The organism is Kribbella sp. NPDC049174 (assembly GCF_043197365.1).
Classification (GTDB): domain Bacteria; phylum Actinomycetota; class Actinomycetes; order Propionibacteriales; family Kribbellaceae; genus Kribbella.
In genome coordinates this window covers 1,276,638-1,299,314 of the sequence record NZ_JBICSZ010000002.1, presented here as the reverse complement: position 1 = coordinate 1,299,314, position 22,677 = coordinate 1,276,638, and the positions used below count along the sequence as shown (strand labels likewise).

18 protein-coding genes are annotated in these 22,677 nt (G+C 68.9%); 6 read left to right on the top strand and 12 right to left on the bottom strand.

What is annotated here, in order from left to right:
- The first annotated feature begins 58 nt into the window (after positions 1–58).
- Together ACGFIF_RS16795 and ACGFIF_RS16790 are read left to right on the top strand one after the other, a co-directional pair.
- Entirely contained in the window at positions 59–2,050 is a 1,992-nt protein-coding gene (locus ACGFIF_RS16795; protein WP_393155333.1) for a hypothetical protein, read from the top strand.
- A gap of 20 nt (positions 2,051–2,070) precedes the next feature.
- On the top strand, positions 2,071–3,216 hold the full coding sequence (locus ACGFIF_RS16790; protein WP_393155332.1) for a S1C family serine protease: 1,146 nt from the start codon (positions 2,071–2,073) through the stop codon (positions 3,214–3,216).
- Here the strand turns inward: ACGFIF_RS16790 and glsA are convergent.
- The 8 genes from glsA to ACGFIF_RS16750 all read right to left on the bottom strand — a co-directional run bounded on the left by glsA (position 3,197) and on the right by ACGFIF_RS16750 (position 14,176).
- Positions 3,197–4,207: a glutaminase A gene (gene glsA / locus ACGFIF_RS16785; protein ID WP_393155330.1), complete on the bottom strand. Its 1,011-nt coding sequence runs from the start codon at positions 4,205–4,207 to the stop codon at positions 3,197–3,199. The two genes, ACGFIF_RS16790 and glsA, sit on opposite strands and share 20 nt — an antisense overlap.
- A 1-nt stretch (position 4,208) precedes the next feature.
- Positions 4,209–6,005: an SLC13 family permease gene (locus ACGFIF_RS16780; RefSeq protein ID WP_393155329.1), complete on the bottom strand. Its 1,797-nt coding sequence runs from the start codon at positions 6,003–6,005 to the stop codon at positions 4,209–4,211.
- Complete coding sequence (locus ACGFIF_RS16775; RefSeq protein ID WP_393155328.1) at positions 5,998–7,671, bottom strand: AbgT family transporter; 1,674 nt, start codon at positions 7,669–7,671, stop codon at positions 5,998–6,000. Before ACGFIF_RS16775 ends, ACGFIF_RS16780 begins: the two co-directional genes overlap by 8 nt.
- On the bottom strand, positions 7,668–9,188 hold the full coding sequence (locus ACGFIF_RS16770; RefSeq protein ID WP_393155327.1) for a leucyl aminopeptidase family protein: 1,521 nt from the start codon (positions 9,186–9,188) through the stop codon (positions 7,668–7,670). Before ACGFIF_RS16770 ends, ACGFIF_RS16775 begins: the two co-directional genes overlap by 4 nt.
- Positions 9,189–9,331: 143 nt before the next feature.
- Positions 9,332–11,995, bottom strand: a complete 2,664-nt coding sequence (locus tag ACGFIF_RS16765; RefSeq protein WP_393155325.1) for a LuxR C-terminal-related transcriptional regulator — start codon at positions 11,993–11,995, stop codon at positions 9,332–9,334.
- 112 nt (positions 11,996–12,107) lie between these two features.
- A complete protein-coding gene (locus ACGFIF_RS16760) occupies positions 12,108–12,959 on the bottom strand; it encodes a c-type cytochrome (RefSeq protein WP_393155323.1) in 852 nt (283 codons plus the stop codon).
- Positions 12,960–13,054: 95 nt separating this feature from the next.
- Positions 13,055–13,558 (bottom strand): hypothetical protein, encoded by a 504-nt coding sequence (locus ACGFIF_RS16755; RefSeq protein WP_393155322.1) that lies wholly within the window; start codon positions 13,556–13,558, stop codon positions 13,055–13,057.
- A gap of 27 nt (positions 13,559–13,585) precedes the next feature.
- The gene (locus tag ACGFIF_RS16750) at positions 13,586–14,176 is read right to left on the bottom strand and encodes a TetR/AcrR family transcriptional regulator (protein ID WP_393155321.1); all 591 of its coding nucleotides are present in this window, start codon (positions 14,174–14,176) and stop codon (positions 13,586–13,588) included.
- A 105-nt stretch (positions 14,177–14,281) separates the two neighbouring features.
- On the opposite strand from ACGFIF_RS16750, the gene pdhA reads away from it, so the two are divergent.
- Genes pdhA through lpdA form a run of 4 tightly spaced genes read left to right on the top strand, consistent with a single transcriptional unit; the run spans position 14,282 to position 18,894 of the window.
- Complete coding sequence (pdhA, locus tag ACGFIF_RS16745) at positions 14,282–15,289, top strand: pyruvate dehydrogenase (acetyl-transferring) E1 component subunit alpha (protein WP_393155319.1); 1,008 nt, start codon at positions 14,282–14,284, stop codon at positions 15,287–15,289.
- Complete coding sequence (locus tag ACGFIF_RS16740) at positions 15,286–16,278, top strand: alpha-ketoacid dehydrogenase subunit beta (RefSeq protein ID WP_393155318.1); 993 nt, start codon at positions 15,286–15,288, stop codon at positions 16,276–16,278. Before pdhA ends, ACGFIF_RS16740 begins: the two co-directional genes overlap by 4 nt.
- A gap of 13 nt (positions 16,279–16,291) precedes the next feature.
- The gene (locus tag ACGFIF_RS16735; protein ID WP_393155316.1) at positions 16,292–17,530 is read left to right on the top strand and encodes a dihydrolipoamide acetyltransferase family protein; all 1,239 of its coding nucleotides are present in this window, start codon (positions 16,292–16,294) and stop codon (positions 17,528–17,530) included.
- A complete protein-coding gene (lpdA, locus tag ACGFIF_RS16730) occupies positions 17,512–18,894 on the top strand; it encodes a dihydrolipoyl dehydrogenase (protein ID WP_393155315.1) in 1,383 nt (460 codons plus the stop codon). The genes ACGFIF_RS16735 and lpdA overlap by 19 nt, the downstream gene beginning before the upstream one ends.
- Positions 18,895–18,951: 57 nt before the next feature.
- Here lpdA and ACGFIF_RS16725 read toward each other — a convergent pair whose 3' ends face one another.
- The 4 genes from ACGFIF_RS16725 to ACGFIF_RS16710 form a co-directional block, all read right to left on the bottom strand.
- A complete protein-coding gene (locus ACGFIF_RS16725; protein WP_393155314.1) occupies positions 18,952–19,899 on the bottom strand; it encodes a hypothetical protein in 948 nt (315 codons plus the stop codon).
- Positions 19,900–20,182: 283 nt separating this feature from the next.
- Positions 20,183–20,665, bottom strand: a complete 483-nt coding sequence (locus tag ACGFIF_RS16720; RefSeq protein ID WP_393155313.1) for a hypothetical protein — start codon at positions 20,663–20,665, stop codon at positions 20,183–20,185.
- A 55-nt stretch (positions 20,666–20,720) separates the two neighbouring features.
- The gene (locus tag ACGFIF_RS16715) at positions 20,721–21,338 is read right to left on the bottom strand and encodes a response regulator (protein WP_393155312.1); all 618 of its coding nucleotides are present in this window, start codon (positions 21,336–21,338) and stop codon (positions 20,721–20,723) included.
- A complete protein-coding gene (locus ACGFIF_RS16710) occupies positions 21,335–22,657 on the bottom strand; it encodes a sensor histidine kinase (protein ID WP_393155310.1) in 1,323 nt (440 codons plus the stop codon). The genes ACGFIF_RS16715 and ACGFIF_RS16710 overlap by 4 nt, the downstream gene beginning before the upstream one ends.
- Between the last annotated feature and the right edge of the window lie 20 nt (positions 22,658–22,677).

Sequence of the window (22,677 nt, the reverse complement as noted above, 5' to 3'; positions counted from 1 at the left end):
GTCGGCCGGTCGGGGTCGGATGGTGTCGGGATCGTTTCAACGGGCGCATGCTGTCGACATGACGGGGAGAAGAGTTCTGCCGCTGGTGTTGGCTGCCCTGATCACGCTGATGCTCCTCTGCCTGTCCGACCAGGCCGTGGCCGCATCCCCGGACGACACCGCCGCGCAAACGCTGGCCGAGCGCTACGCCCCGGTGGTCAGGCTGCAGGAGGATTCGTCGCGATGCGAGGACGGCGAGCAGTTTCAGCCCACCGATGTCGAGGCTGTCCTGGGTGACCAGCAGGTCGCGCTCCGCGGACCGTGGCGGCCGCCCGACCTGGTCAAGCCGCAGCCGGAAGGCACGGACCTCGGCCGCGGCTTCCCCGGCCACTTCCTGGACTTTCCCGGCGATCCCCTGCGTCCCGGCTGTGACTATGCCGAGTGGTCGGCGCGCATCAACGCCACGCATCCGGCGACCGTCTACGCCCATGTCGCCTCGGATCCCGGATTCCCCGGGCAGCTCACGTTGGAGTACTGGTTCTTCTACGTGTTCAACGACTACAACAACACCCACGAAGGCGACTGGGAGTCGATTCGGCTCGTCTTCGAGGCGGCAACCCCGGCGGCCGCTCTGACCACGACCCCGACCGCCGTGGGGTTCAGCCAGCACGGCGGAGCCGAGCGAGCGCGCTGGGGCGACGCCAAGCTGGAGATCGTCGACGGCAGTCATCCGGTCGTCTACCCCGCGGCGGGTTCGCACGCCAACAAGTTCGGCCGGCGCCTGTACCTCGGTCGCGGCTCGGAGGGCCTGGGGTGTGACGACACGACGAATCCAGGACCCGACCTGAGACCGCGCGTCGCCTATGTGCCGATGACGCACGCCGACTACGTGCGGCAGTATCCGTGGCTGGCCTTCGAGGGCCGATGGGGCGAACGGCAACGGTCCTTCTTCGACGGACCGACCGGGCCGAACATGAAGGACTCGTGGACCACACCCATCCAGGACGCCGAGGAGACCTGGCGGGACGACAGCACCACCGTGCCGGCCGGCACGTTGCTCGGGCCGAGCAGTACCGGCGCATTCTGTACGGCGGTGGCGACCGGATCGAACCTGGTCCGCGAGACCCTCGACCGGACCTGGCTGCTCGGTCTGGTGCTCGCTGCGCTCGTCGTACTGATCTGGTTCGCGGCCAGCCGGACGCGGTGGAGTGATGCTGATCCGCTGCCCGCCCGGAGGCGGCGGGCCTGGGGCCAAGCGGTCAGTGCCGCGCTGCGGTTGTTCCGGGCCCGACCGGGTCTGTTCGCCGGCTTCGCAACGGCATTCGTCATCCTGGGCATGGTGACGGTCATCCTTGCCCGGGTGCAGGTGGCCAGACGTGACGCTCCTGCCGACCTCGGTGCTCCGACCGAAAGTGCGCCGGGCTTCTGGGCCTCTCTGATCGCGCTGGTAGTCACGGTCCTCACCATCGCGACGTACTTCGCGCTGTTGGCAGCCCTCGCGGCGACTCTCGACCACCTGGACCGCGGTGTCCCGGTGACAGCCTCACTCACGATGCGCTACGTGCTGTCGAACTGGAGGCCATTGACCCGCGCGGCCGTGCAGTACGTCGTCGTGATCGCCGCCCTCACCATCTTCGTCGCGACGATCCCGCTGGCCATCTACTACGCGGTGAGCCGTGCGTTCGCCGTACCGATCGTGGTGGCAGAACGCTGCTCCGGACGTACGGCGCTCAGGCGCAGTCGGATTCTGGTCCGGGGCCGGTGGTGGCGAACCGCTGTCCCGCTGGCGATCATCATCGGACTTGGTCTGGCGGCAGGGCCGGTCGCCGGGATCACCTTGCTGCTCGGCACGGATCTGTCGCCCACGCTGATCAATCTGCTGTCGTCGCTGCTGTTCGCCCTGGCGATGCCGGTCGCCGCCGCGGCCGTCGCGTACCTGTACTTCGACCGCGCCGTGTCGATGCCGGAGTCACCTGGATCGGGTGAACTGCCGGACGCACGCCAACCCTATTCTCAGGATGGCGACGGGCGCGTCGAGCAAGACCTGCCATCGGTGCGCTCCGACTCCTGAGCGGGCCAGAGGAGGTCGAGATGGTCCAGCCCGACGGCGAACCGCCGGTAGCCACTCCCCCGACCGGCCAGGGCCGCTTCGGATGGGTCCACCGCCTGCCGGTCGCGATCATTGCCGGCGCGATCGTCGGTGCGCTCATCACCGCACTGATCTTCATCGCCGTGCAGCGCGACGGCAGCACCGCCGGCGCCTCGTCGTCGACCGGCCAGGCGGACGCAGAGACGGCGATGTGCGCGGCGACCCCGGTGGCGGACCAGGTCCTGCCCTCGATCGTGACGATCTCGGCGCGCCGTGGTGCCCAGGCCGGGACCGGGTCGGGGCAGATCTTCAAGGAGGGTGGGTACATCCTCACCAACGACCACGTCATCTCGGTCGCCGCCGGTGCCGGTGGCAGCGTGTCGGTCCAGTACAGCGACGGCAACAGCTCCGACGCCGCGATCGTCGGCCGTGATCCCAGTACCGACCTGGCGGTCCTCAAGGCCGCGGACTCCGCGGAGAACTATCCCCTGATCGACCTCGGGTCGTCGTCATCGCTCCGGGTCGGCCAGCCCGTCGTCGCCCTCGGCGCGCCGCTCGGCCTCGCCAGTACGGTCACCTCCGGCATCGTCAGTGCCCTCGATCGCTATGTACCGGTCCCGGGTGACGGGGTGACCCATCACCTGATCGGCGCCATCCAGACCGACGCGGCGATCAATCCCGGCAACAGCGGAGGCGCCCTGGTCGACTGCGCGGGAAGCCTGGTCGGAGTCAACGCCGCGATTGCCACCGTCCCGAACGCCTCCGGCGTCAGCGGCGGCGGAAGCGTCGGCCTCGGCTTCGCGATCCCGGTGGACCTGGCGAAGCCGATCGCCGACGAACTCGTCCTCACCGGCCGGCCGGGTCACCCGACGACCGGCCTTCAGGTCCAGGAGATCCCGCCCGCGGTCGCCCAGGCGGCGGGTACGCCGACCGGACTCTTCGTCCTCGCGGTCGACGCCGGGGGCCCTGCTGCGAAGGCCGGGATGAAGGCAGGCGACATCATCACCAAGGTCGGCGACGAACCAGCCGTCAGCAGTGAGCAGATCGTGGTCGCGACCCTGACCCGCGAGGTCGGCGACACCCTCGAGCTGACCTACCTGCGGGCCGGTACGACGGCCACCGCCACCCTCACGTTGGCGGCACCGTAGCCCCGGCGACCGGCGGCGCCGGCTGCGAGGCGAGCAGGTCGAGGCCGAGCCGGCGGGCGAGGAACTGAGCCGCCAGCTGGCCTTTGACGCTGTTGCCGGCCTGATCGAGCCGTGGTCCGAAGGTTCCCAGCGCGCCCTTGCCAGGCGAGACCGTCACGATGCCGCCACCGATCCCGCTCTTGCCCGGAACCCCGACGTCGAGCAGCCAGTCGCCGGACGTTTCGTACAGACCCGCGATCGTCATCACCGCGAGCGTCACGCGGGCGACGTCCGGATCGACCACCCGCTGCTGCGTCACCGGGCAGACCCCGCCGTCCGCCAGCGTCGCGCCCATCACCGCGAGGTCCGTGGCGGCGACACTGAGGCAGCTCTGCCGGGTGTAGAGCTCGGTCGCTTCGTCGGGATCACCGTCCAGTCCGGCGAGACTCCTGAGCAGAGCCGCCAAAGCCCGGTTCCGGTGGTTCGTGGCCAACGCCGACGCGAGCATTTCCTGGTCCAGGTGGAGCTCGCGCCCGGCGAAGCGGGAAAGACCGTCGACGATGAAGTGCCAGCGGTCGTCCAAGGTCCTGCCCGGTGTCAGGCTGGTCGTCGCGATCGCCCCGGGATTCACCATCGGATTGGTCCGCCCCGCCGCCGCCTGTTCGACCGCCTGCACTGAGTTGAACGGCAACCCGGTCGCATTCACCCCGACCAGGCTGCGAATCGCATCGACACCCACCGCCTGACACGTCCACGCGAACACGAACGGTTTGGCGACACTCATGATCGTGAACGACCGACGGGAGTCGCCCGCCTCGAACACGCGGCCGTCGGTGGCCGCCACACAGACGCCGAAGGAATCCGGATCGACCCGGGTCAACGCCGGATACACGTCCGACACGACCCCGTCGCCGTTCTCGCGAAAGCGCTCGTACGCCGCTTGGACCAGCTCGGCGACGGTGGTGTCCACGGGCAGCCCGCCGGTGGAGACGTACCTGTCGGCGGTCGGCATGTCAGAACGGCCAGACGAGTGGGACGATCACCAGCGCCGTGAGCAGCCACCACGCCATCACGACAAGGCCGAGCTTCCAGTAGTCGCCGAAGCGGTACCCCGCCGGGCTCATGATCATCATGTTCGCGGGCGTGGAGATGGGAGTCAGCAGCGCCGCCGCCCCGGCGACGGCGATGAGCATCAGAACCGGCTTCACGTTGGTCCCGGTTCCTTCGGCGGCCGCCACGGCGATCGGCGTCACGATCAGCACGGTCGCGGTGTTGCTGACCATCTGCCCCAGCGCCGCGGTGAGCACGAAGAGGGCCAGCAGCAACAAGTACGGCCGGCCCGGCCCGACCGCGTCGACGATCAGATCGGCGATCCGGTCCGCGCCGCCGCTGGACGCGATCGCGGCCGACAACGGAATCAGGGAACCGATCAGTACGACGATCTCCCAGGAGATGGCGCGATAGGCCTGTCGCGGTCCGACGACCTTCGTCAGCACCATCGCCGTCGCGGCGAGCAGTCCCGCCATCGCGGGCGGGACAGCGCCGGTCGCGAGCAGGACGACCATCGCACCGAGGATGGTGACGGCGATCGACGCCTTCGGACCCCAGGGCACGGCCTGGCGCCGTACGAGTTCCGGCGAGTCCACCAGCAGGACGTCCCGGTCCCGGGTCAGCTCGTCGAGAGCCGGCCACGGGCCGTGCACCAGGATCGCATCGCCCTCGTGCAACTCGGTCTGTTTGTTGCCGCGGTCCTTGCCCATCCGCTGGACGGCGATGATGACCAGGTCACGTCCTCGATGCATTCCCGGGAAGACGGTCTCGCCGACGAGTGACGACCGCGGCGGGATGACGACCTCGATGACACCGGTCTCCCGCGTCATGAGGTTGTCGACCGGCGTCGGTTCCATGCTGACCGCAAGCCGCGAGTCGGAGGTCAGACTCCTGACCTGTTCCGACGGGCCGGTCACCACCAGGACGTCGTCGACATCGATGGCAGCGTCCTCGCGGGTCCGTCCCCGTTCGTCCTGGACGCCGACGATCGCCACCCCCGGGTACGGCGTGAGGTCTAGGTCGTGCACACCGAGTCCGAGCAGCGGCGACAGTTCCTGCACGCGCAGCCGGTAGAAGCCGTTCGGCAGTGCGTAGTGGATGTCGAGCGTCTGGGCGTGCAAGGACAGATCCGCGGTCGGATGCGCCGGCCGGGCGGCAGGCAGCAGCCTGGGACCGAGGAGCACCGAGATGGCAATGGTGCCGATGACGAGCGGGAGCCCGACCACGGCGAAGGAGAAGAACGGGAAGGCTCCCGCGCCGGCATCACTGGCCGCGTCCGAGACGATGATGTTGACGGGTGTACCGGTCAACATCAGCAGGGATCCAGCGCTCCCGGCGAAGGTCAACGGCATCAGCATCCGCGACGGCGGTTGGCCGACGCGGACGGCGAGCATCACCACGAGCGGAAGCAGCGCCGCGACCGCTCCGTTGAGCGTGATCAGGGCCGACAACACCGCACACAACCCCGTGACAGCGATCAACAGCCGGACCCGGGTCGTTCCGGCGTACCTCACGATCGTCTGGCCGGCCCAGGCGGTCACGCCGGTGGAGTCGACGCCCTCGCTCACCACGAACAGCGTGGCGATGAAGATCACGACCGGGTCGCCGAAGCCCGCGAGTACGGCGGTGAATCCCAGCACGCCGGTCGCCCACAGGGCCAGGGCGACCAGTACGGCGACGACGTCGACGGGAAGTCGGTTCCAGACGAACAGAACGACGGCGAGCCCGAGAATGATCAGGCTCAGCGTGCCGTCATCCATGGCTCAGATGCACTGGCGCGTCCGGACCCCACGGGATCCCGATCAGGTACCACGCGATGTAGAAGAGCGTCCACGTGATCAGCACGATGAAGGTGTACGGCAGCATCATCGACACCACGGTTCCCATCCCGGCAGACTTCCGGTACTTCTGGCAGACCAGCACGATGAACGGCAGGTAGACCATCAGCGGGGTGATCACGTTGACCGGTCCGTCGCCGACCCGGTACGCCGCGATGACGGTCTGCGGCGCGATGTCGAGCCGGTAGAACAGCGGGATGAAGATCGGTGCCAGGATGGCCCACTTCGGGATCACCCCGGGCATGATCAGGTCGATGATCGCGACGAGCAGGATGAAGCCGATCAGCAATGGCAGGGCGCCGATGTCGGCCCGCTCGAGCAGGTCGGCCAGTCCGGTCGCGGCCAGCGTCGACATGTTCGTGTAGTTGAAGTAGGCAATGAACTGGGCGATCAGCAACATCAGGAAGATCAGTCCGCCGAGGCCGTTGAACGTCTTCACGATGGCGTTGATCACGTTCGTGCTGCCGGTCAGGGACTTCGCGCCCCGGCCGTACCCGAGACCGGCCGCCAGGAACAGCATCGAGATGATGAAGAGCAAGCTGCTCATGAACGGCGAGTTCCCGAAGATCTCGCCGGTCTCGGGGTTGCGCAGCGGCGCCCCCGGGATGAAGGTCAGCGCCGAGACGATGGCGATGGCGATCAGCAGGTAGTAGACCGACCAGCGCAGGCCGCGCGACTCCAGCGCCATCTCCTCGTCGCTGGGCTGATGATCGACCGGGGCGTCGGACGGGGCTTCGGACGCGTCGTACTTGCCGAGCCTGGGTTCGAGAATGCGCGTGGTGATCAGCGTCATGACCGCAGCGCAGAACAGCGTCGCAGCAATGGAGAAGTACAGGTTGTGAGTGACGTTGAGACTTACGTCGGGCGCGACCAGAGCGATCGTCTCGTTCGTGACCTCCGTGATGATGCCGTCGGCCGGGGTGATCAGGATGTTCACGAAGAAGGCCGCGCTGACCCCGGCGTAGGCCGCCGCGATACCGGCCAGCGGATGTCGCCCGAGCGTGACGAACGCGGCCGCCCCCAGCGGGATGAGGACGAGATAGCCGGCGTCGGACGCGACGCTGGAGATGCCGCCGAGCAGGACGATGATGAAGGTGATCGCGCCCCTGGGCGCCACCTTCACCATCTTGCGGATCAGGGCCGCGATCAGTCCGGCTTCCTCGGCGACGCCGACCCCGATCATCGCCACCAGGATGACGGCGACGACCCCGAAGTCGTTGAAGTTCTGGACAGCCGTGGTGAACATGAACCGGATGCCGTCGCCGTCCAGCAGGGTCTCGGCGGTGATCGTCTCCTCGCGCAGCTCGTAGTCCGGTACGGGCGGCGCCGGGGGCGCGTCGTTGCCGGGGACACTCGTTCCCCCGGGGTACTCGGGACCGACCTCGACCGTCGCCGGCTCGGCGACCTCGGTGGTCACACTCGTCCCGGCCCAGGACAGGATCTGGGAGGTGACGATGACCAGGACGATGAGCCCCAGGAAGATCAGGGCCGGGTGTGGAACCTTGTTGCCGACCCGCTCGATACCGTCGAGAACCCGTTGCATTCCGCTCTTCTTGACCGGCTTCTCCGGGGCCGCGGCGGCGCTCATGACCGGGAACCGGCTTCGCTGGGACGGGTGAACTCGAGGGCGAACTCGATCAGCAGCTTGGTGCCGAAGCCGGTCGCGCCCTTGTTCCGCCACGTCCTGGCCGCCGGAGCCTGAGCCGTGCCCGCGATGTCGACATGGGCCCACGGGTGGCCGTCGACGAATTCCTCGAGGAACAGCGCGGCGGTGATGGATCCCGCGTTCACGCCGCCCATGTTGGTGAGGTCGGCGATCGACGAGTCGAGCTGCGATCGGTACGGCCGGTGCAGCGGCAGCTCCCAGACGGGTTCGTCGACGACGTCACCCGCGCGCCGCAACTGCTCCACCACGGCCGGGTTGTTCCCCATCACGCCGGCGATGTCTACGCCGAACGTTCGCAGGCAGGCACCGGTCAGCGTTGCGATGTCGACGATCGCGTCAACGGGCTCCTCCGTGGCCAGCGCGAGTGCGTCGGCCATCACCAGGCGCCCTTCGGCATCGGTGTTCAGTACCTCGACCGTCTTGCCGTTGCGCATCCTCAACACGTCACCGAGCTTCATCGCCGACCCCGACGGCATGTTGTCGGTGCACATCAGATAGCCGGTGACCGCCGACGTACATCCCAACGCCTTCAAGGCGGTCATCGAGGCGAGCACGGCCGCGGCGCCGGTCATGTCGTTCTTCATCTGGGCGTGCGACTCGTCGCTCGGTTTGAGGCTGATCCCGCCCGAGTCGTACATGACGCCCTTCCCGATCAGTGCGATCCGGCCGGTGGGCTCGTCGGGCTGGTAGCGGAGCCGGATCATCCGGGGCGGCTCCACACTTCCGCGGTTGACGCCGAGCAGACCCCCGCAGCCCATCTCGATCAGCTGATCCTTGTCGAAGACCTCGACCTCGAGACCCGCCGGCGGACCGACCTCGAGCGCGACCTCTGCCATCCGGGCCGCCGACAGGGTCGTGGCCGGGCAGTTGGCCAGGTCCCGGCCCAGGCAGTACGCCGCGGCGATGGTCCGACCGCGTTCGACCCCTCTGCGGACCTCTTCGGCGTCCTCGTCGGCCGCCACCAGCAGCAGCGATTCGAGCGGAGCACGGTCAGCGTCCTTGCCGACGAAGTACCGCCAGCGGGCCAGCAGCACCCCTTCGGTCACCGCCTGGGCGAACTCGGCCCGGGAGATCCCCAGGTCCCGGGACGGGATCTCGATCGCGAGGCGCTTGTGCCACGGGACGGCGCGGGCGAACTCCGCCGCCAGATCGCGTGCGAGGGTGGCGTCGATCTGGTCGGGCGCACCGGTCCCCACGGCGACCCGGACCGGGCCTTCCGAGCGCGCTTGAACGAGCGTCTGGCCACGCTCTCCGGTGAATCCCGCGGACGCCAGTCCGGCGGCGTTCGTCCCGAGTTCCTCGCGCGGCTCCGCCCCGAGGGCAACCGGTACGGCGAGCGCGTCCACCTCGGCCTCCGCCTGCTTCAACGAGGTGACGCCGACCGGTACTCGCTGCCGGGTCGAAGGGATCGGATCGAAGTCGTCCGGGGTCGTGTTCACGAGATCTCCTCTGGCCGGAGCGCGGCAGCCCACCTCGGCGCACGCTCCAAGCACTCGCTTGTCCGCACTCCGCGCTGGACTCCCCATCTCACCAATCGACCGAGTCGCCGTCCTCCTCCGATTAGGGTGACCTGCCGGGTGCGCTAGATCAGGCCGACGGTGCGGGCGACCCGGAGGGCCGCGGATCGCTTCTCCACCCCGAGCTTGCGGTAGAGCGACATCAGGTGCGTCTTGACGGTGTTCTCGGTGATGTACAGCGCCTGGGCGATCTCGGTGTACGAGCTACCGAGCGCGAGCTGCTCGAGCACGTCCGCCTCCCGGGCCGTCAACCGGATCCGCGCACCGTTCACGACGGCGTCGAGGCGATGCGGTGGCGAAGCGTGCGCATCCGGCCTGGTCCGCGCCAGCAGCGTCATTCCGCCGGACTCACTCGATGCGTCCCGGTAACCCGACAGCTTGTCGAGCGCGATGGCCGCGAACGGATGCGGGTTCGGACTCGCGAGGTGCCGGCGCAACTGGTCGAGGAACGCCGGTTCGCCACCGGCCGGGATCAGCGCGTGCAGGATGCGCTGCGGCGCCACCCGGTTCAGGGTGTCGACCAGCGAGGCATCGGCAGCGGGCACATCGCCCATGCGGGCCAGCAGGACGGTCCGGAACGAGGCCGCCGACGACGCGAGCGGAAGGTACAGGTCCGGTCGGCTGAGTTGCTGATCGATCATCGCCACCGTGGCCGGCAGGTCGCCCCGGTTGATCGAGAGGATGGCCCGGGCCAGCTCGGCCTCGGTCGTGTTTCCGGTCCGGTCGAGTTCCCTGAGCTGCGCCTCGACGCCGGGCTGGTCCCCGACCAGAACTGCCAGCCGGAACCGCAACAGGGCCAGGTCCCGGGACAGGAACGACGGTAAGCGCCCGGCCGCCGCGGGATCGCTGGTGAGTTCCGTCAGCGCCTCGTCGAGCCGGCCGTCCTCGACCAGGAGCACCGACCGCAAGACCGCGCGCAATGCCGTCACCACTGTGTCCGAGTCGGCCACGTCGGTCGCGACCACGAGTTTGTGCCATTGCCATGCACTGTCCAGGTCCAGCTGGCTCACAGCCGCGAATCCCATCACGACGTGCACCCGGACGGCGTACTCCAGCGGCAGTCCCCGCTCTCCGACCACATCGAGGGCGGCCTGCGCCGACTGGGCCGCGCTCTGCACCTGGCCGCGGACGTACTGCACCACGGCACGGTGTGCGAGGCCGCCCGCGACCAGCCGCGTATGGCCCACCATCCGTGCCGTCACGAGCGCCTCGTCCAGATGGCTGAGGGCAGCATCGAGTTCGTCGGCCCAGGTCTCCGCCGCCGCAAGCTCGATCAGCAACCACGCCAGCCGCTCGGGCGCGAGTACGGCGCCACGCCGGCCGTCGCCGTCCGCCGGATCCAGCGTCAGCAGGGATCTCGCCCGTCCGATCGCGGTCTGGACGTCGTACCAGCCGTAGCGGGATTCCCACAGCCGCAGCAGTACGGCGTCCGCCGCCAACGCGTCGTCATCCGGGGTCAGCGGCCGGCCTTCCGTCGTACCGGCCAGATCGTCGGCCGATGCCGCATCCATCATTGCTCCGGCCACGTCGCCGGAGGCGCGCCGCAGCAGTCCGCGCACGCCGATCACGTGGGGACGGGCGGCGAGATAGCCGTCCGGGAGGGCCTCGAAGCCCGCCGTGACGAGATCGAGGTCGCCGGCGGCGAGTATCTCCGGCCCGTGCGCCAGCAGGATCCGGGCCACCAGGTCCGGGTCGTCGGCGCCCAACGCGCTCCGCAGTGCGCTCCCGCCGTCGCCGCGGTTCTCGTAGTACAGCGCCGACCGGCGGTGCGCCGCGACGACGATCCGCGCGTCGTCGGAGCTGCCGGCCGCCCGTCGCCGGAGTAGCTCGACGAGCAGCGGGTGGTACTGATACAGCGGTTCGCCGGCAGTGCCGTCGGCGTAGGCCGTCACCAGCAGTCCGTTGCCGGCGAGATCCGCAAGCATCGCACCGGCATCGGCTTCACCGCTGAGCATCACGGCCAGGGGCGCGGTCATGGCGGTGGCCGCGAAGGTGCTCAGCAGCATCGCGTGCACCCGGTCGTCGAGGGTGCTCAGGCTCTCGCCAAGCAGCACGTCGAGCACCGGCCGCTGGTTGACCACGGGCCACACGGCGGCACCGGTAGCAGCGAGGGTCCGGGCCGCGAGCACCAGCGCTGCCGCCCAGCCGGCGGTCTGTTGCTGGAACAACTGGATGTCTTCCGGCGTGGCCTTGTCGGCATGCGCCTGCACGAGTGCGGCGGCCTCGGCGTCGTTGAAGCGCAGATCCCCCGACCGCAGCGTCAACGCCATGCCCCTCAACTCGAGCTCGGGCACCGGCAGTGGGAGGTCGTACCGGGTGGCCAGTACGAGCCGGACCGCGTGCGGCGACTTCTTCAGCACCTGGGACAGGTCGGCAACAGTCGCCGCCGGCAACAAGTGAGCGTCGTCGACGACAATCGGATCCGGCGGACTCGGCAGGTCGGCGCCGACCGCTTCCTGAATGGTCTGCCCCAGCGAGCCGGGCGCCTGCCCGGGCACCCAGGTGACGGCCTCACCCGACCGTCGCCGGCGTGCCACCCAGTCCGCCAGCAGGACGGTCTTGCCGGTGCCGGCCGGCGCGATCAACAGCGTCAGCGGGGCCTGGACGCCGAGGTCGAGCGCAGAGTGCAACCGCTCACGAGTCACCAGCGTCCGCGGCGGCCGTGGAACACTGCCTCCGGCCGGGCGCTGGTACGTCTCGCGCGCTTGGTCTGGCGTCGGGGTGGTCACCTCGTCGCCCCTCCCGTGGCCGACGTGCCCTGCTCTGCGCCTTCCCTTCCCTGCTTCCGAAATATCGAGACTAACTGGTTCGCGCCGATCGCGGCAGGGGTGCCCTGGGCAATCAATCCTTTGTTTGCCGGCGTCCGACCGTGGGAACCTTGGCGCCGATCCACACCGCGACGGCGACCAGCAGACCGATCCCGACCAGCCATCCCCACAGGCCTTCGGACACCGGCCCGAGCCGGCCCAGTCCGAAGCCACCCGGGTCGTTCGTCTCCTGCAGGCTGACGAGGTAGGCGATGATGGCGCGCTTGTCCTCCGGGAGGAGCACCTGATCGGAGAAGACAGGCATCTGCTGCGGTCCGGTCAGCATCGCCTGGTACATGTTCCGCGGCGTCGTCTCCATCAGCGACGGCGCGTAGCGGCCGTGCGGCAGCGCACCACCGCGACCGGCGAAGTTGTGACAGGCGGTGCAGTTCGTCCGGAACAGTTCACCACCCTGGACGACCTCCTCCTGGGTCGCGTTGCTGACGTCGTACGCCTCCTCGGCCGGCACCGCGGGTCCGGGACCGAGGGAGGCGACGTACGCCGCCAACGCCGCGATCTCCTCGGTCGTGTACACCGGGGGCTTCTGCGGCACCTGGGCACCGGGCTGCACGGCCGGCATCCGGCCCGTGCTGACCTGGAAGTCGACCGCGGCCGCGCCGACGCCGATGAGCGACGGGCCGGCCATCTCTCCTTCTCCGTTCGACGCGCCATCGGCGTGCAGGCCGTGGCAGCTCGAGCAACCGACCGCGAACAGCCGCCGGCCTTCCTCGATCTGCTGTGACTGGGGCCCGTCCGCACCCGCCGCGTCGTTCGGCACCAGTACGGCGTACGTCGCGCCGACCGTCACCAACGCCGCGACGACCACCGCGGCCTTGGCCAGTCCGCCCCTCCGGAACAGCCGTGGGGCACGGACCAGTCTGCGCATCTCCCCACCTCCCCGGCTGCCGCGGAACCAGCAGACACGACCCCACGAGCGCTTGGATCACCCGAATCGGGTGATCCCCGACATCTCCTCCGTCATCACCCGCGCGCGTCGCGTTTGGCCTGGCGACGAGCCCCGGCAGCCCGCGACGACGCGTCCTTCTTCAGTCCACCAGTGGTCTTGGTCGCGCGCGGCCGCCGACTGCCCTCCGGCGCGGGACGATCGCCGTCGACCGGAACCGGCACGCCGCCCCCGGTGGTCGACCGCGCCGCCGCGATCCGCTCGCTGCGGAGGTCCATCGACGCTCGCTTGGCGGCCGTCGCGACCTCCCGGCTCACCCGTGCCAGCACCGTCTCGAACACTTCCGCCTTGTCCCGGTCCCGTTGATTCCTGGGGTAGGACTTGCCCCGCCCGCCCGCCTGCGCGACGGCAGCACTCGCGCCGCGCCGGTAGTTCTTCACGTACTTCGTCCGGACCCGCCGGATCCGCTGGTGCAGGTCCAGCAGCTCGTCCTCGTCCAGGCCCTTCAACACATCGCGTTCGGTCTCGGCCACGAGGCGGCGCTCAGCATCTGTCAATGAGTTCAGCAAGCCTTGATTCATCGCAGTCTCCTAGCAGCCACCCGCAGCTTACGTCCGCCCCACGCCCCGGTCGAGAGCCTGCAAGGCTGCCTGGGCGTGCTCGGCGGCTTCGGCGCGGGACGGAGCCGGGTCGAGGCCGAGCAACCGTCGTCGGTGCCGCTCACCCAATAGCAGCGCAAAAAGCTGCTCGGCTTCCGTCCCTGAGGTTTCGAGCAACTCGCCCAACGCATCGATGTACCGCTGCGGACCGGCTGCGTAGAAACTCTTCGCAAGCTCAGGAAACTGCTTCACCTCGGCGATCACCATCCGGTGCAGGCCGATCGCGACGTCGGAGTGCAACGTCATCACCAGCCGGACCGCCATGGCTTCGAGGTCCGCGACCTCGCCTTCCGGCAGGACGTCGCGGTTCAGCCGGCTGACGACCGCGGTGAACACGGCGGTCTTGTCGCCGACGTACACGTAGATCGTCCGCTTGGTGACCTTCGCATCCGCGGCGAGCCGGTCGAGTGACACGCCCCCGTACCCGTGCTCGAGGAACAAGCGCACGGCGGCGTCGAGGATCTGCTCGCGCCGCTGCTCACGCTCCGACCGGGTCGGCCGGCCACGCTTGCGCGGCCCGTCACCCACGACGTCGTCCATCCGCTCTCCCTCCACTCAGAGCAAATGATACGGTCTAGTATCATTAGGTGTGGGCCCGACACACCCACGATCCGCGGCCCAGTCCCCTGGTGAGGAGATCCGAACATGTCCGAGCTGGTCGGCTACTACCGTCAGATGCTGCTGATCCGACGGTTCGAGGAACGGGCCGCCCGCGCCTACACCGAGGCCAAGATCGGCGGCTACTGCCACCTGAACCTCGGCGAGGAAGCCACCGTGGTGGGCCTGATGGGCGCGCTCCGTTCGACCGACTACCTGTTCACCAACTACCGCGAACACGGCTACGCCCTGGCTCGCGGCATCGACCCCGGCCGGATCCTCGCCGAGCTCTACGGCCGCAGCGACGGCGTGTCCAAAGGCTGGGGCGGCTCGATGCATCTCTTCGACGCCCAGTCCCGGCTGCTCGGCGGCTACGGGATCGTCGGCGGTCAGTTGCCGCTCGCAACCGGCGCCGCGCTGGCGATCGCCTACCGAGGCGGCGACGAGGTGGTCATGTGTCACATGGGCGACGGTACGACGAACATCGGCGCCTTCCACGAGTCGCTGAACCTGGCCGCCCTGTGGAAACTGCCCATCGTCTACGTCGTGATCAACAACCAGCTCGGGATGGGCACGAGCGTGGAGCAGTCGTCGGCCGAACCCGAGTTGTACAAACGCGCGGCGTCGTACCGGATGGACGGGGAACGGGTCGACGGCAACGATGTGCCGGCGGTCCGGGAGGCTGCCGAGCGTGCCATCGCCGCCGCGCGTGAGGGCCGCCCGACCCTGCTGGAGACCGTCAGTACACGGCTCCGCGGCCACTCGGTCGTCGACCCGGCGGCGTACCGGAGCAAGGAGGAGACGGCCGCGCTCCGGGCCGCCGATCCGCTGTTCGCGCTGGCGGACCGGCTATTGACCGACGGCGCGATGACTGCCGCAGATCAGGACCGGCTGGAGGAATCGGTCGCGGCGGAGATCGCCGCGGCGGTGAGCTTCGCCGACGCGAGCCCAGCACCGGACGTCAAGACGTTGTTCGACTACAACTACGCGACACCGGTGCCGAATGACCTGAGGCGGCTGCCGGCGCAGCCCTTGTTCGCGGCGGTCGGCGCATGACGGTCATGTCCTACCGCCAGGCGATCCACGACACCCTGCGCGCCGAGATGCTCCGCGACGACCGGGTCTTCCTGATCGGCGAGGAGATCGGCATCTTCGAGGGGTCGTACAAGATCACCGCCGGCCTGCTGTCCGAGTTCGGCGAGCAGCGCGTCCGGGACACCCCGATCTCCGAGGAGGGGTTCACCGGCGCGGCGATCGGGGCGGCGATGCTCGGCCTGCGGCCCGTCGTCGAGATCATGACGATCAACTTCTCCCTGCTCGCACTCGACCAGATCGTCAACCACGCCGCCAAGATCCACGGCATGTTCGGCGGGCAGAGCAGTGTCCCGATGGTCATCCGGACGCCGGGCGGCGGCGGCCAGCAACTCGGCGCCACCCACTCGCAGAACGTCGAGCTGTACTACGCCTTCGTGCCCGGGCTGAAGGTGGTTGCACCGAGCAGCCCGGCGGATGCGAAGGCGCTCTTGCTGGCGGCGATCCGGGACGACGATCCGGTGCTGTTCCTCGAGAATCTCGCGCTCTACAACACGAAGGGCGACGTACCGGACGACGACGTACCGGCCGAGATCGGCCGCGCCGCGGTGACCAGATCCGGGACCGGCATCACCGTGATCGGCTACTCGCGGATGGCCGCGGTCGGACTCCAGGTCGCCGACGAGCTGGCGAAGGACGGTATCGATGCCGAGGTCATCGATCTGCGGAGTCTGCGTCCGCTCGACCGCGAGACGCTGATCCGGTCGGTCCGCAAGACCCACGCCGCCGTCGTTCTCGAGGACGACTGGCTGACCTACGGAATCGGTGCCGAGATCGCGGCGACGATCTCCGACGGTGCTTTCGACCAGCTCGACGCACCGGTTCGGCGGGTTGCGATGGCCGAGGTACCACTGCCGTACGCCAAGAGCCTCGAGACCGCCGCGCTGCCCTCGCCGGACGACGTCGAGACGGCGATCCGGCAGACGCTCACGGCCGTCGGCCGGCTCCACTGAGAGGACACGGACCATGGGCAAGATCCTGATGCCACGACTGTCGGACACGATGGAGTCCGGCATCATCGCCGGCTGGCGCAAACAGCCGGGCGACACCGTCACCGCCGGCGAGGTCCTGGCCGACATCGAGACCGACAAGGCGGTGATGGAGTACGAGGCGTACGAATCCGGTGTCCTCAGCCGCATCATCGTTGCCGAGGGCCAAGAAGCCGCCATCGGCCAACCGATCGCGATCGTGGGCGACGACGAAGATTCAGCACCCTCGGCTGCGCCGAGCTCTTCAGCGCCCACGGCTGCGCCGAGCTCTTCAGCGTCCGCGGCTGCGCCGAGCTCTTCAGCGTCCGCGGCTGCGCCGAGTCCCGCCGTGCCGACCGAGCGCGTCCCGTCCTCCCCGTTGGCCAGACGGGACGCACAAGAACTAGGCGTGGATCTGGCAACGCTGACCGGTACCGGACCTGGCGGAAGGATCATCCGCGCGGACGTCCGAGCGGCCGCCGAGGCATTCACGACACCGGACACGGTGAGCGCCCCGCCGCCGTACGCCGAGCAGAATCCAGACTCGGGCGAAGACGTGCCTCTTGGCATGCTGCGCAGGGCCAGCGGCCGGCGACTGGCCGAGAGCGCCCGCACCGCGCCACACTTCTATCTCACCGCTGTGGCGGACGTGGAGCAACTCGTCGAGCTCCGGGCAGAGCTCAACAGCCGACTGACCGCGGCAGGACGCCAGAAGATCAGCCTCAACGACCTGATCGTCCGCGCCTGCGCGCTCACCCTGCAAATGCATCCCGACGTGAACGCCTCCCTGTCCGGCGACTCCCTCCGCAGGCACCGGGAGATCCACATCGGACTGGCCGTTGCCGTCGACAACGGTCTCCTCGTCCCCGTACTGCGCGAGGTCGACCGCAAGTCGATCGGAGTGATCGCGCAGGAGGCCACGGAGCTGGCCGAACGAGCGAGACAGCGACGACTGAGTGCCGACGAGATGACCGGTGGAACCTTCACCGTGAGCAACCTCGGCATGTACGGCGTCGAGCAGTTCACCGCGATCATCAATCCCCCCGAGGCGGCGATCCTCGCGGTCGGAGCGTCCCGCCGCGAAGCCGTCGTCCTCGACGACGGATCGATCGCCGCCCGCACCCGGATGCGCTACACCCTCTCGGCCGACCACCGCATCCTCGACGGCGCCGCCGGGGCGCGATTCCTGGCCGATCTCACCGACCTGTTGGAGAACCCATGGCTGATCCTGGCGTGACGTACGACTTGGTGATTCTTGGTGGTGGCAGTGGTGGTTATGCCGCTGCGCTGCGGGCCGCGACGCTGGGGTTGTCGGTGGCGGTGGTGGAAAAGGACAAGGTCGGCGGGACGTGTCTGCACCGCGGCTGCATTCCGACCAAGGCGCTGCTGCACGCCGCCGAGGTCGCCGATTCGGCGCGCGAGGGTGAGCAGTTCGGGGTCCGGACCACGCTCGAGGGGGTCGACATGGGCGGGGTGAACAAGTACAAGGACGGCGTCGTCGACCGCCTCTTCAAAGGCCTGCAGGGCCAGCTCAAGGCCCGCGGCATCACCGTGATCGAGGGCGAAGGCCGCCTCACCTCCCCCACCACCATCGATGTCGCCGGCACGACCTACACCGGGCGGAACATCGTGCTCGCGTCCGGGTCCTATTCCCGGTCGCTGCCGGGGCTGGAGCTGGACGGGCACCGGGTCATCGCCAGCGAACACGCATTGACGATGGACCGGGTGCCGGAGTCCGCGGTGGTGTTGGGGGGTGGGGTGATCGGGGTGGAGTTCGCCTCCGCGTGGACCTCGTTCGGCACCAAGGTCACCATCGTCGAGGCGCTGCCCCGGCTGGTCCCGGCCGAGGACGCCGACTGCAGCAAAACCCTGGAGCGGGCGTTCCGGAAACGCAAGATCGCCTTCAAGACCGCCACCACCTTCGAATCCGTGTCGACCACCGAGTCCGGGGTGAAGGTGACGGTGGCCGGGGGTGAGGTGATCGAGGCCGAGGTGCTCCTGGTCGCGGTCGGCCGCGGCCCCAACACCACCGGCCTCGGCTACGAACAAGTCGGCGTCGCGTTGGACCGTGGCTTCGTCACCGTCGACCCGGCCACGCTGCTGACCAGCGTGCCCGGCGTCTACGCCGTCGGCGACATCGTCCCCGGGCTGCAGCTCGCCCACCGCGGCTTCCAGCAGGGCATCTTCGTCGCCGAACACATCGCCGGACTGAACCCGACCCCGATCGACGAGGCCGGCATCCCCCGCGTCACCTACTCCGAACCCGAGGTCGCCTCGGTCGGCCTGACCGAGGAGCAGGCCCGGGCGCAGTACGGCGAGGTCGACATCCTCAACTACAACCTCGGCGGCAACGGCAAGAGCCAGATCCTCAAAACCGCCGGGTTCGTCAAACTCGTCCGTGCCAAGGACGGCGCCGTGGTCGGCCTGCACATGGTCGGCTCCCGCGTCGGCGAACTCATCGGCGAAGCCCAGCTGATCTACAACTGGGAGGCCTACCCCGCCGACGTCGCACCGCTCGTGCACGCCCACCCCACCCAGACCGAAGCCCTCGGCGAAGCCCACTTGGCCCTCGCCGGCAAGCCCCTCCATTTCCACGACTAGGACAGACCAGTGGCCGGGCGCCTTGCGGCGGCCGGCCACTGGTGGGGTGTGGTTGGATCAGGGGCAGCGCGGGGCCTTCTTGCCGTCGGGGGCGATGGCGAACCAGGCGTTGCCGACGCCGTAGCCGGCGGTCTGGCCGAGCTTCTTGTCCTTGTGGAAGTAGTAGAGCGGCCAGCCGTTCAGGGTGAGCTGCTTGCCTTCCGGGCGGTCGATCGTGCCGACGGAGCCGCGGTTGATCTTCTTGCTCAGGATCTTGACCCCGTTCTTGCCGGCCAGCACCGGTTCCCACTTCTTCGTGCACTCGTCGAAGCAGGTGGTACGCGACGGGTTGGCGGAGTCGTTGTCGAAGCGATAGATGGTCCGGCCCGCCTGGTTGGTGACGAAGGGCATGAATCCGTCGACCACGTTGACGGTCAACGTCTGCACGTCCTTCTGGACCGGCGCCGTCGTCTCGGTCTGCGTCGTCGACTTCGCCTTGCCACCTTGCGGGTTGACCGCGAACCACAGTCCACCACGGCCCTGACCGGCGAGTTCGCCGAGCTTGAGATCGTCCTTGAAGTAGTACAGCGGCCAGCCCTTGAGCGTGACCTGCTTGCCCTCCGGACGATCGATCGTGTCGATCAAGCGCTCATCGATTCCGCCGCCGTCGATCTCGACACCGGATCCGGCCAGCACCGGCTCCCACAACTTGGCACACGCGTCGAAGCAGGTCGACGCCGACGGGTTCGCCGAGTCGTCGTCGAACCTGTACACGGTGCGCCCACTCGCACTGGTCACGATGGGCGTGAGGCCGGGCACCCGCTGGACCTTCAGCACCTTCGGCTCGTCCTGGCCGGCTCCCGCCTGCGCACCGTTCGCCGGGGCGTTGTTCTGCTCGGTGACCGGCTGTGTGTTCCCCGCTGGAGTGCTGCCGCCGGCGGGCTTGTCGGCGAACGCCGCACCGCATCCTGTCAGCGTCAGTGCGGCGGCAAGGGCGGTGATCGTCGCAGCAAGGGACTTCCTCATCAGATCCTCCGTGGTCTGGAACGCGTGATCTCGTGGTCTTGCCCCGGGACACGTGCACTCCGAAGGATCGGTTCAACAGCAGCCGAAATATCTTCCGGACCCGCAGAACGTTGCTATCGGCAACGGCTTTCGATCCTGGTCGCCACCTCCACCACCCTGCTGGTCGTCGCCCAGCGGACCCGCTCCCGCCGCGCTGAACCCGCGGACGACGAGAGCACCACGCCGCCGGAAACGTCACCCCACCAGCTCCAGCCCTCAGGTCTAGAGCGGCGAGAAGCGCGGTCTAGCCGCGGCCGGAGTTGTCCTCGGTGGACTTACCGGAGCGATCGCCGCCGTTGTCGTCGCCAGGCTCGGTAGTGGATCGGCCGCTGCTCTCGTCGTCGCTCGGCGCGGTGGTCGATCGGCCGCTGCTCTTGTCGTCGCCTGGCTCGGTGGTGCGGCTGGTGCCCTTGCTTGACTCGGTTCCGGTGGGCTTCGGGGTGCGGGTGCGGTCGCCGCCGTGGTCGTCGGGGGTCGGGGTGACACGGTCGCTCTGCGGGCGGATGGTCTCCGGTGGGGGGAACCAGAGTGGCGCGGGTGACTGCCCCGGCGTACCAGGGTCGAAGGCTGACCAGACCGCAGTACCACCGGCTACCAGACCGGCCGCAGCCACGAGCCCGAGCAGGCCGGTGCCGACCCACGCGAGGTAAGGCCGCCGCGTCGTCTGCGGGTCGTCGCCACGTGTCTGCAGCACGACCGGTCGGCGACGCACGTCTTCCGAGTCCATGCCTCGATCCTCTGCCAAGAGACTGACACCCGCCATCGGACCTTGGTACTAGTACCTAACGCTGCTGGCGTTGCGCCCACAGCGCGGCCTGGGTGCGATCGGTGACACCCAGTCGCTGGTACACGTTCGTCAGATGCGCCTTGACCGTACGCTCGCTGATGCCGAGCCGCCGGGCGATCGTCTTGTTCGGCAGCCCCGCGCCGACCATGTCCAGGACCTCCTGCTCACGCTCGGTCAACTTCGTCTCCGGACCCGGGCTGCGCCGGTTCGTGAGCAGCACCCGCGCCGCCTTCGGATCCAGCGGCGACCCACCAGCCACGATCTCGCGCACCCCCGCCAGGATCACCTCGGGCTCGCTGTGCTTGAGCAAGTATCCCTCCGCACCCGCCTGCAGCGCGTCCAGGATCCGCGTCTGGTCACTGAACGAGGTCAGCACGAGCACATGCGCCTCGGGGTTGTCGGCAACGATCCTCCCGGTCGCCGTGATCCCGTCGGTGCCGGGCATGGACAGATCCATCAGTACGACGTCCGGCCGCAACTCGGCCGCCATCGCCACCGCCTCGTCACCGTCGCCGGCGGCCCCGATCAGCTCGATGTCGTCCGCCGTACCGAGCAACTGCGACAGTCCGGTCCGGACGATCGCGTGATCGTCGACGATCAGCACCTTGATCACACCGGCACCTCGGCTTCCACCCGTGTCCCCTGGCCCGGAGCGGCCCGGACTGTCAGCCTGCCCCCCGATTCGGCCAGCAGGTCGCCGATCGAGCGTAGCCCGAGGTGCCCGTTGCTGCTGCGCTCATCGAGTCGCGACTCGTCGAACCCGCGCCCGTCGTCGTCGATCACCAGGAGAGCCCTGCCATCCGATCGGGCCGCCTTGATCAGCACGCCCCGCGCCCCACTGTGCGCTGCCACGTTCCGAACCACTTCCTGCGCCGTACGGAACAGCAAGGCCGCAGCCGCGGGGGGCAGATCCTCGGCGCCGTCGGTCTCCAGTTGTACGTCGACGCCCGCCCGCTCGAGCGCAGCGGCGAGCTCGGCCAGTGCCGACGCCAGTCCTTCCTCGGCGAGGTTCGGCGGATAGATGTCGACCAGCAGCGACCGCAGTGAGCCGATGCTCTGCCGCAATCGACCCGCGCTGTCGGCGATCAGCTCAGCCCGCTGACCCTCACTCGGATTGCCGAGCCGCATCGCGTCGAGGGCGTAGTTCAACCCCGTGAGCTCCTGTACGACGCCATCGTGCAGCTCCCCCGCGATCCGGCGACGCTCCGCGTCCGACGCGTCGACGGCGTGCCGCAGCAGCCGCTCCCGATCACGCTGTTGCCGCTGCACCCGACGAGCCAACGACCACGCGAACGGGATCTGCACCAGCTCCAGCACCAGCAACGCACCCAGCGCAGGTGGAGCGAACCGCTTCCACGCGGCCTGACCGGCCTCCGTCACGGCCTGGTACTGGAAGTACGCCTCGAACAGCATCGGCTCACCGTTGGTCCCCCGCACACCGACGTACACCTCGAGCAACTTCCCATAAGGAACCTCGAACTGGTTCTCCGGCCGGCTGAGGTCGCTCACCTCGGAGGCGCTACTGCCCTGGAGCCGTAGCGCTTCCGCCTCGTCGGCGCCGAGCGGGAACTGCTTGCCGATCAGCTGTGGCTCGTCGGAGTACACGACCCGGCCGTCCGCGTTCCACAGCTTCACGCGGACCAGCGAGCCCTGCAGCACGTACTGGCGCATCGCGGCGTCGAATGCCCGCAGTGCGGCGGGCTGACCGGAGACGACGGCCGGGTCCAGCCGTGGCTCGACGACGCCACGGGCGGTCACGTACGTCACCTGGCGGGCCGACTCGGTCGCCTGCTCGACGCCGGCCTGGCGGGCCACGACCGCGATCAGCGCGGCGAGCGACAGCAGCACGATCAGACCGGCCGCGGTGAACCGCACCAGCAGGCCGACTGTCGAAATCGGCTCGCGATCACTCCGCGAACGTCGCAGTCTCATGTCTCGGATGGTAGAGGCGC

Excerpts from the sequence above, each read along its gene's own strand:
- ACGFIF_RS16725 (WP_393155314.1), bottom strand. The coding sequence starts at position 19,899 with ATGAGGAAGTCCCTTGCTGCGACGATCACCGCCCTTGCCGCCGCACTG.
- ACGFIF_RS16790 (WP_393155332.1), top strand. The coding sequence starts at position 2,071 with ATGGTCCAGCCCGACGGCGAACCGCCGGTAGCCACTCCCCCGACCGGC.
- ACGFIF_RS16750 (WP_393155321.1), bottom strand. The coding sequence starts at position 14,176 with ATGGACGACGTCGTGGGTGACGGGCCGCGCAAGCGTGGCCGGCCGACC.
- ACGFIF_RS16735 (WP_393155316.1), top strand. The coding sequence starts at position 16,292 with ATGGGCAAGATCCTGATGCCACGACTGTCGGACACGATGGAGTCCGGC.
- ACGFIF_RS16775 (WP_393155328.1), bottom strand. The coding sequence starts at position 7,671 with ATGAGCGCCGCCGCGGCCCCGGAGAAGCCGGTCAAGAAGAGCGGAATG.
- ACGFIF_RS16760 (WP_393155323.1), bottom strand. The coding sequence starts at position 12,959 with ATGCGCAGACTGGTCCGTGCCCCACGGCTGTTCCGGAGGGGCGGACTG.
- ACGFIF_RS16795 (WP_393155333.1), top strand. The coding sequence starts at position 59 with ATGACGGGGAGAAGAGTTCTGCCGCTGGTGTTGGCTGCCCTGATCACG.
- ACGFIF_RS16755 (WP_393155322.1), bottom strand. The coding sequence starts at position 13,558 with ATGAATCAAGGCTTGCTGAACTCATTGACAGATGCTGAGCGCCGCCTC.
- glsA (WP_393155330.1), bottom strand. The coding sequence starts at position 4,207 with ATGCCGACCGCCGACAGGTACGTCTCCACCGGCGGGCTGCCCGTGGAC.
- ACGFIF_RS16740 (WP_393155318.1), top strand. The coding sequence starts at position 15,286 with ATGACGGTCATGTCCTACCGCCAGGCGATCCACGACACCCTGCGCGCC.
- lpdA (WP_393155315.1), top strand. The coding sequence starts at position 17,512 with ATGGCTGATCCTGGCGTGACGTACGACTTGGTGATTCTTGGTGGTGGC.
- ACGFIF_RS16780 (WP_393155329.1), bottom strand. The coding sequence starts at position 6,005 with ATGGATGACGGCACGCTGAGCCTGATCATTCTCGGGCTCGCCGTCGTT.
- pdhA (WP_393155319.1), top strand. The coding sequence starts at position 14,282 with ATGTCCGAGCTGGTCGGCTACTACCGTCAGATGCTGCTGATCCGACGG.
- ACGFIF_RS16720 (WP_393155313.1), bottom strand. The coding sequence starts at position 20,665 with ATGGACTCGGAAGACGTGCGTCGCCGACCGGTCGTGCTGCAGACACGT.
- ACGFIF_RS16710 (WP_393155310.1), bottom strand. The coding sequence starts at position 22,657 with ATGAGACTGCGACGTTCGCGGAGTGATCGCGAGCCGATTTCGACAGTC.